The 8,832-nt window shown below is 70.3% G+C and carries 4 protein-coding genes; 1 reads left to right on the forward strand and 3 read right to left on the reverse strand.

What is annotated here, in order from left to right:
- Nucleotides 1–40: 40 nt before the first annotated feature.
- The 3 genes from MJ785_RS17720 to MJ785_RS17730 all read right to left on the reverse strand — a co-directional run bounded on the left by MJ785_RS17720 (nucleotide 41) and on the right by MJ785_RS17730 (nucleotide 5,211).
- Nucleotides 41–2,044, reverse strand: coding sequence for a mycofactocin system FadH/OYE family oxidoreductase 2 (locus MJ785_RS17720; protein ID WP_239381849.1), 2,004 nt, complete (start codon nucleotides 2,042–2,044; stop codon nucleotides 41–43).
- Nucleotides 2,041–4,194: a mycofactocin system FadH/OYE family oxidoreductase 1 gene (locus MJ785_RS17725; RefSeq protein WP_239381851.1), complete on the reverse strand. Its 2,154-nt coding sequence runs from the start codon at nucleotides 4,192–4,194 to the stop codon at nucleotides 2,041–2,043. The genes MJ785_RS17720 and MJ785_RS17725 overlap by 4 nt, the downstream gene beginning before the upstream one ends.
- Before the next feature lie 207 nt (nucleotides 4,195–4,401).
- Nucleotides 4,402–5,211, reverse strand: a complete 810-nt coding sequence (locus MJ785_RS17730) for an enoyl-CoA hydratase-related protein (protein ID WP_239312476.1) — start codon at nucleotides 5,209–5,211, stop codon at nucleotides 4,402–4,404.
- Between the two features lie 697 nt (nucleotides 5,212–5,908).
- Here MJ785_RS17730 and MJ785_RS17735 point away from each other — a divergent pair.
- A partial coding sequence (locus tag MJ785_RS17735) for an RHS repeat domain-containing protein (RefSeq protein ID WP_370652979.1) occupies nucleotides 5,909–8,832 on the forward strand: 2,924 nt, incomplete at its 3' end.

Raw genomic sequence — 8,832 nt, forward strand, 5'->3', positions numbered from 1 at the left:
CTGAGCGCGAACCGGCCGAAATGGCTGAGACGGCGGGCATCTACAGGTTCCTCCCGATCCGGTCGCCGTCGATCACGGCGGCGTGCGCCCGGCGCGGTGCCACACAGTCCCCGACCCGGTGGACGGTGACCTCACCGGCGTCGCGCAGGGCACGGTAGAGATCGTCGTCGGGTTCCTCGGGCACGGCCAGCACGACATGGTCGAAGGGGCGGGCCGTGGTCATGCCGGTCGGGTGGAACAGCACCTGCAGACCGGTGTCGTCCAGGCCCAGCACCACGCTGTCCGTGGTCTGGGTGATGCCTTTGCGCGCCGCCCGGATGTTCCAGCCCTCGCTGTCCAACGTCACTCCGAGGCCCTGGCCGACCTGCATGTCCGGGGAGAGGACCTCGACCTGGCAGCCACGGTCGGCGAGCAGCTCCGCGACTGATGGCGCATGGTGGAAGCCGATCTCGTCCACGATCACGACCCGGCCGGTCGGGGACACCGAACCGTCGAGGACGGCCCGCAGAGTGGCGACCCGGAGATCGTCGGGGTTCGCCCACCACGGCCGGGCCGGGCGGCTCCCGGTGGCCACGACGACCACGTCGGGGCGGTGGTCGCGGACGTAGCCGACGCCCACCCGGACGCCGGTCTTCACCGCCACGCCGAGTGCCCGCAGCTCGGCCAGCTGGTTGCGGACGAGGTCGGCGAACTCGGCCCGGCCCGGGACGACCGCGGCCAGGCGCACCTGCCCGCCCGGTTCGTCGGCCGCCTCCACCACGGTGACGCGGTGACCGGCGCGGTGGGCGCTGATCGCCGCCTGCATGCCGGCCGGCCCGGCGCCGACCACCAGCACGTCCCTCGGCTTCACCGGTGCCCTGAGGATCAGGGTGCCGGCCGGGTCACGGCCGTCCGGGCCGGGCTCGACGGTGCCCTCGGCGGCCCGCGACGCCTCCCGGCCGGTCAGCGGGTTCTCGATACAGCCGAGCCAGCGGTTCAGCCCCATCCGTCCGACGCATTCCTGGTTGCACGACAGGCACAGCCGGATGCTGTCGGTCGCCCCGGCGCGGGCCAGGCGGGCGAAGTTCGCGTCCGCGATCTGCCCACGCACGATCCCGATCAGGTCACAGTGCCCGTCGGCCAGTGCCCGGTCAGCCTGCAGCGGGTCTTTGAACCGGCCGACACCGACCACCGGAAGGTCCACGGCGCCCCGGATCGCCGACGGGATGAACAGCGCGTACCCGGGCGGGACAGCCATCGAAGCTTCGATCATGTAGAGCGTCGAGGTGGCCGTCCCGATCGAGGTGTTGATGTAGTCGACGGCACCGGTCGCCTCGACCAGCCGCGCCACCGCGACGCACTCGTCGAGGGTGATGCCGCCCTCGATCAGTTCGTCGCCGCACAACCGCACCCCGAGAGCGAGCCCAGGGCCGATCGCGGCCCGCACCGCCCGCACGATCTCGCCCAGCAGCCGGGCCCGGTTGGCGAGCGGGCCGCCGTAGTCGTCGGTGCGCCGGTTCGTCGCCGGTGACAGGAAGCCCCGCACGATCGACGAGTGCGAGCACTGCAGCTCGATCCCGTCGAAGCCGCCTTCGGCGCAGTGCCCGGCGGTCTTCGCGTAGCCGGCGACGATCTCGTTGATCTCCGCGTGGCTGACCGCCTTGGGAACCTCGCGGAACAGCGGGTCCGCCACGGCCGACGGTGCCCACACCGGCAGCCGGGAGAACATCCCGGATGCCTGCCCGCCGTTGTGGTTGATCTGCGCGAAGATCGGGACGCCGTGCCGGTGGACCGCCTCGGTGATGCGCAGGTAACCGGGTATCGCGTTGCGGGAGAAGCCGTGGATCAGCTTCTCGTACGGCCAGTCCGTCGGGTGTACCGAGTGTTCCTCGGTGATGATCAATCCGGTGCCGCCGGCCGCCCGGGTCGCGTAGTAGGCGGCATGCTGCTCGGTAGGGAGCCCGTCTTCGGCGTAGTTGGTCAGGTGCGCCGAGAACACGATCCGGTTCGCGACGGTGACCGGTCCGAGCCGCAGCGGGCTGAACAGATGGCGATATCGACTCATCGACCGGCACTCCTGCTTCCCCGGGCCGGATCCGCCTGGCCCGCCGGCGCTGGCCGGGGTACCCCGTCGCCGACGGCGAGCGCGGCCCGGCGTCCCTCCAGCACGGCCTCGTAGATGCTCCGGGGAGCGACCGCGTCCCCGACCACCGTCCCGGACGCCGCCGCCAGCTCGTCTATCTCGTCGGGCCCGAGCAGCGGCAGCTCGGCCGTGTTGGTCACCAGCGCCGCGCAGGCGATCTCCACTGTGGCGTCGGAGAACACGTCGTCCCCGTAGAGGATGGTGCCTTCGAGCTGGGTCAATATGGTCTGTTTCACCAGTTTCACCCCGGCCTGGTGCAACCGGACGTTCGCCGGGGCGAGATCGCCGCTGCGGGACAGCTGGGTACCCACCACCAGATCCGGCGAGACCAGGGTGACGTCCCGGCCGGCCGTGGCGAGCCGCTCGGCGACCGCGATCCCCGTCGCGTTGCCGAGCGGATCCCACACCACCACTGGACCGGACACCGGCAGCGGATCGGCCCCGGCCGCCGCCGCCGTCAACAGCGCCCGCGCACTGCGCACAACCGGCGTGGCCGGGCCGTCCTCGGCCAGTGACACCTCGGGCGCGGGTTCCGTCGGCGGCACGCTGACGGGGATGGGCTGGTCACCGTCCTGGCCGCCGACCGCGACGATGACCGCGACCGCTCTGCCGGCAGAGCTGATGCTCGCCGGGGGCGCCGCGGTGAGGCCCGCCGCGGTGAGGCCCGCGTCCACCCCAGTGCGGATCTCCACACCGAGCCGGTGGCACTCCGCCGCCAACCAGTCGGTGAGACGGGTCAGCCGTGACCGCCCCGCGCCCGCCGCCGCGGCCACGACCGCTCCGCCCAGGTGGGGGGCACGTTCCAGGAGTGTCACCGGATGCCCGCGCAGGGCTGCGACCCGCGCGGCCTCCAGGCCGGCCGGCCCGCCGCCGATCACCGTCACCGCAACGGGTTCCCGTGCCCGACCGGCCACCGGGGGGTCGGTCGTCTCATGGCCGGACGACGGTTCACCCACGCAGGACACCAGCGGGTTGCGGTTGTCCCGTACCTGGCAGACCTGGTTGCACAGAATGCATGGACGCGGGGGCCGGCCGGCCCGTGTGGTTGCCACCAGGTCCGGGTCGGCGATCTGCGCCCGGGTCATCTCCACCGCGTCGGCCACACCGGCGGTCAATGCCGCCTCGGCCATGTCGACGTCCACCACGCTGCCCTGCAGGATGACCGGGACGGCGGCGCGGCCGCCCGTATCCGCCGAGCCGTTGCTGCCGTCCGTGCGGCCGGCGTCGGTCAGCGCCGCTCGGATCGAGCCGGTGAGCTCGCGGTTGAAGCCGGGTTCGACATGCATGTCCGGCCGGGTCGCCGATACCGTGAAGATCGACCCACGGACCACCACCAGGTAGTCGTAGGTTCCGGCGAGCGCACGGACGATCTCAACGGCTGCCTCGGGGGTCACTCCCGCCCACGGCGCCAGCTCGTCACAGGACAGCCGCAGCCCGACGACCGCGTCCCCGGCCGCCTCCCGCGTGGCGGTCAGCACCTCTCGCGCGAAGCGCAGGCGGTCCGCGCCGTACTCGTCCTCCCGGGTGTTCGTCAGACCCGACAGGAACTGCCGTACCAGGCTGTACTGACCGGCGTTCACCTCCACGCCGTCGCAGCCGGCGGCGAGCGCCGTGCGGGTCGCTCCAGCGAAGCCTCGTACCACCGCGTCGATGTCAGCGGGCTCCATCGACTTCGGCACTTCGCGGGTGTTTACTTCCGGTACTCGCGACGGTGCCCACAGCTCCCGCTGGGAGTACGCCGAACTGCCCTGACCGCCGGAGTGCCCCAGCGCGGCGATGAGCAGGGTGCCGTACGGGTGCACCGCGTCCGCGATCGCCCGCCAGCCCTGGCCGCAGTCGGCGGCGAGGGGGGCCCGTTCGTACGGCCAGTCTGATGGGTGGACGGAGGCCTCCTCCGTCACGATCACACCTGTGCCACCGGCCGCCCGCCGGGCGTAGTACGCCACCGAGCGCGGGGAGAACGCCCGGCCGTGGCACAGATTGGTCTCATGCGGACCGAACAGCACCCGGCTCGGCGCGTTCCGACCGCCCAGGGTGAGCGGATCTGTGAGCAGCATTGTCGACCCCGCCATCGGTGGAACCGTTCGGCCTGCCGTGTCCTCATACATCGGCTAGTTCGTAATTGTATTCATATCAATTCTATGACTCTTTGTGGGTGATGGATGACGAGCAATGAGCGATGGGTGATGGGTGATGGGCGGTGCCACCGGCCGCGGCTCTCAGCGAGGACGTCCCGGCCTGCGGGCCGGAAAACGTGAGATCCCTGCCCCGCCTGAAGATCAGGAGGCGGGCGGGGCGGAAAAGTTCGGGGGACGCTTCTCCTGCCGCGCGAGGATGGCCTCGCCGAGGTCCGGCCAGCTGAAGGACTCACCCATCAGCTGGACGCTGGCCTCGAGCGCCTCGCCGCGGGAACGCTCGGCATCGGCGTACACCTGGCTCTTGATCGTGGAGAGTGATCTGGGTGAACAGTTGTGTGCCAGGTCACGGGCATAGTCGAGGGCTGCGGTGAGAGCTGTACCCGCAGGCACCACCCGCTGTACCAGGCCAAGGCGATACGCCTCGTCGGCGTCGATGGTCCGCCCCGACAGCAACAGATCCATCGCGTTCGGCAGGCCCAGCAGTCGTTGCAGCAGCCAGGAGGTGTTGTACTCGGCGACCAGGCCGAGTCGGGCGAACGCCGTAGTGAAGATTGACTCCTGGCTGGCGATGCGAACATCCGCGCCGACGAGCAGACCGAACCCGATGCCCGCGACCGCGCCGTTGACCGCGGCGATCACTGGGACGCGCGTGCGGACGGCGGCGTCCGCGATGGCGGCCGTGCCCGGTATGAACGTGCGCAGGGTCTGTTCACCCTCCGCGAGCAGCGCGAGGTCGGCGCCCGCGCAGAAGCCCTTGCCCGCGCCGGTCAGCACGATGGCGCGGACTGCCGGGTCGTCGTCCGCCTCGCGCATCAGCTCGACGTAGCGGTCCACCATCGCCGGCGTGAGCGCGTTGCGTTTTTCCGGCCGGTTCAGCGTGATGGTGGCGACGCTTTCGGCCACCTCGTACCGCACCGCGTCGACTCGGTTGTCTCCGAGCAGATCGGTCATACCGGGCTCCTTGGGGATTTGACCGGATCACACCTGTCTCCGTGCGGCATTCAGCAGACCAGATGCGGAGCCCATGTGCACACGGCGGGCGTGCACATGGCGGGCGGCCCGGGACCGCTGTCAGACGATCCCGAGCCTGCCGGGGGATCGCGGATCACCGGGTGAGGTGTCTCGTCCCCTACTTTTCGATCATCCGGTTGTGGGTGTTGTCCGGGTGAATGTTGGGTGACATCTCGACGATGATCGATTGTTGCTGTGTGGTGGTTGTGGTTTTGCACATAGCAACGGGCGGGTCGGGTGGGTGATGTGCCCACCGCGGGGGCGTGCCGGCTGGTGCCTGCTGTCCGGTGGCGTTTTTTCCATGCCCGGCTGCTGGTTGTTTTACTGGTCACGGCGTTGGCCGTGACGGTGGCGGATTTCGTACCGGTCGGGTCCCGTGCGGTGGCGGCGCCGGCCGCGAATGCGTCTCCGTCTGCGGCGGGTCCGGCGGAGCGGCCGGATCTGGTTTCGGCGCAGTTGACGGCGCGGGCGGAGAAACGCCGGATCGAGATCACGTCGGAGCGGACGGAGTCGACGTCGACGTTCGTGAATCCGGATGGGACGTTGAGTCTGGAGAGTTTCTCCGGGGTGCGCCGGGTCCGGCGGGGCGCGGACCCAGCGGTTCACCACCCTGGAGGGCCAGGCGCCCACCGCGCAGGTGAAGGTCACCTTCCAGTACCGGCTGGGTACGAACGCAGGTGCGGCGTGGACGAACATCCCCACCGCCGATGTGACGGTGGCGGGCACCTCGACGCATCCGGCTTGGCCGATGAACCGTAACGGGTCGAACCTGTTCGACAAGTTGACCTGGGATGTCACGTCTACGGTGACCGGCGCGGGCGGAGCGGACGGTCCGGTGCAGATCCAGCCCTGCTTCCTCGACGCATCTCAGGTGACGTTGTGCGCGCCGTTGCACACGGTGCAGTTCCTGCGGAGCGCGTTCGCGGACGCGGCGGCGACCCAGCCGGTGGGGCCGGGTACATGGGCGCCGTTGACCGGGGATTTCGCGGTGTCGGCGACGGACGCGGCGATGCCGAGCTACACCGGGAGCCTGAGCGCGGGGCGGACCGCGACGTCCCTGGCACCGGCGGCATCGTCGTCGTTGCCGGCGGGGGTGTTTGGGCCGGGGTGGACGGCGAGCCTGCCCGGCCCAGCCGCGGGTTCGGCGGCCGAGACGCTCACCGACGCCACTGACAGCGGTGGGTATGCGACGTTGACCGGCGCCGACGGGGTCCAGTCGCTGTATACCCGGTCGGGGTCCGGCGGCTATCCGTACAGCTACACCGGGGTCGGGGACGCGGGGACCGACGGGTCGGTGCTGGTCAAGGATTCGGCGACCCAGTTCACCTTCACCGACGACGACGGTTCGAAGACGGTGTACACGGCGAAGACGGTGGGCGCGGGCACGGTGTGGGTGGTCAGCCAGGTTGTCGAGCCCGGGTCGAGCACCACCTCGACGTTCACCACGGACAGTGCTGGTCGGGTAACCCGGATCCTGGCCCCGGTGCCGGCCGGGGTCAGCTGTACGACGCTGGTGGCGGGCTGCCGGGCGTTGGATGTCACCTACGCCGCGTCGACCACGGCGACCGGGACCGACCCGGGAACCTGGGGGGATTACACGGGCCGGGTGTCGGCGCTGGCGATGAACCTCAACGGTGCCACGCCGGTGACGGTGGCCCGGTACCTGTATGACTCGACCGGGCATCTGCGCGCCGAGTGGGATCCGCGGCTGGACAACACCGACGGTTCGCATCTGCAGACCGTCTACTCCTACACCGCTGCCGGCCGGCTGGCGACGATCACCCCGCCGGGGCAGACCGCCTGGACGTTGGCCTATGACGGCACGGGCCGGCTGGCGGCGGTGTCCCGGCCGGATCCGTCCGGGCCGACGGCCACGCAGACGGTGGTCTACGACGTGCCGGTGAGCGGGTCGGGGGCGCCGGTCGACCTGTCCCCGGCCGCGGTGGCCGGCTGGGCGCAGACCGATCTGCCGCTGTATGGGGCCGGGGTGTTCCCCGCCAGTCACGTCCCGGCGAGCCCGCCCACCTCCGCGGACTGGCCGTACGCGGACCTGACCTATGTGAACAGTGACGGCCGGGCGGTCAACAGTGCGAGCTATGGGGCGGGGGCCTGGCAGGTTTCCACGACCGAGCATGACGCCCGGGGCAATGTGATCCGCACATTGAGTGCGGGGAACCGGGCGCAGGCGCTGGCGCCGACCGCGGATACCGATCCGACGGTGGCGGCGTTGACCGCGTCGGCGGCACGTGCCCAGCAGCTCGACGACCAGAGCGTGTACGCCGCCGACGGTGTCGAAGTGGTCGACAGTTACGGGCCGACGCATCAGGTGCTGCTCGACGACGGGTCCACCGTCTCGGCGCGCGCCCATGTGCACACCGACTATGACCAGGGCGCCCCGGCGGCGCCGACGCCGTTTCGGTTGGCGACGACGGTGACGGCCAGCGCCCGGGTCGGGGGCATCAGCACGGGGACGGATCGGGACAGCCGGGTGACGGTGAACGGCTATGAGGCCAAGGCCGGCGCGGATCCGAACACGTCCGGCTGGGTGCAGCGCAGGCCGACGACGGTGACAGTGCAGATGGGGTCGGGGAACCCGACGGTCGTGCGGACGAGTTACTACAACACGGCCGGGCAGGTCGTGGAGTCCCGGATGCCGAAGGCGAACAGTACAGGCACGGATGCGTTCACCACGGTCATCGCCTATTACACGGCGACTGGCAGCGGTGGCTGTGTGAACGCGGCGTGGACGGGGCTGGCGTGTACCAGTGGGCCGGCGGCGCAGCCGTCGTCAGGCAATCCGTTGCCGACGGTGAAGTACACCTACAACGATCTCGGTCAGGTGTTGACCGCGGTTGAGACGGTCAACACCACGACCCGCACGGCGACGACGGGTTATGACGCGGCGGGGCGGAAGACGTCCGCGGCGATCGCCGCGTCTCCGGCGGCGGACGGGGGTGCCACCCTACCGACGGTCACCTACGCGTACAGCACGACCACCGGCTTGCCGATCAGTACCGGTGACGGTACGACGACACTGACTATTGGCTATGACAGTCTGGGCCGGGTCACCTCGCAGACCGACGCGGATGGTAATACCGCGACGACCGGCTACGACATCGACGGGCAGGTCACGTCCCGCGCCGACGGGAAAGGCACAGCGACCTACACCTACGACTCGGCGTCCGAGCATCGCGGGCTGGTGACCGCGCTGAACGTCGGCGCGGGTAGTGCCCCGTCGACGTTCACCGGGTCGTATGACGCGGATGGGAAGTTGACGAGTCAGACGTATCCGAACGGGGTCGTGGCCAGCACCCGGTATGACAACGACGGCAACCCGACGGCGTTGACCTACGCCAAGTCGGGGACGACGTGGTTGGCGTTCACGCAGAAGCGGTCGGTGTTTGATCAGGTGCGGGCGGACGCTGGTCCGGCGAACAGTACCGGTCTTACCTATGATCTGGCGGGCCGGCTGGTGCAGGTGGCTGATACCCGGGCGTATGGCGGTCCGGTGATCTGTTCGACCCGGCAGTACGGCTACGACGCCGAGTCGAACCGGACGAG

The organism is Protofrankia sp. CiT1 (genome assembly GCF_917627335.1).
Lineage (GTDB): Bacteria > Actinomycetota > Actinomycetes > Frankiales > Frankiaceae > Protofrankia.

Bases quoted from the DNA above. Each gene is read 5' to 3' on its own strand.
- MJ785_RS17720 (WP_239381849.1), bottom strand. From the start codon at position 2,044: ATGAGTCGATATCGCCATCTGTTCAGCCCGCTGCGGCTCGGACCGGTC.
- MJ785_RS17725 (WP_239381851.1), bottom strand. From the start codon at position 4,194: ATGGCGGGGTCGACAATGCTGCTCACAGATCCGCTCACCCTGGGCGGT.
- MJ785_RS17730 (WP_239312476.1), bottom strand. From the start codon at position 5,211: ATGACCGATCTGCTCGGAGACAACCGAGTCGACGCGGTGCGGTACGAG.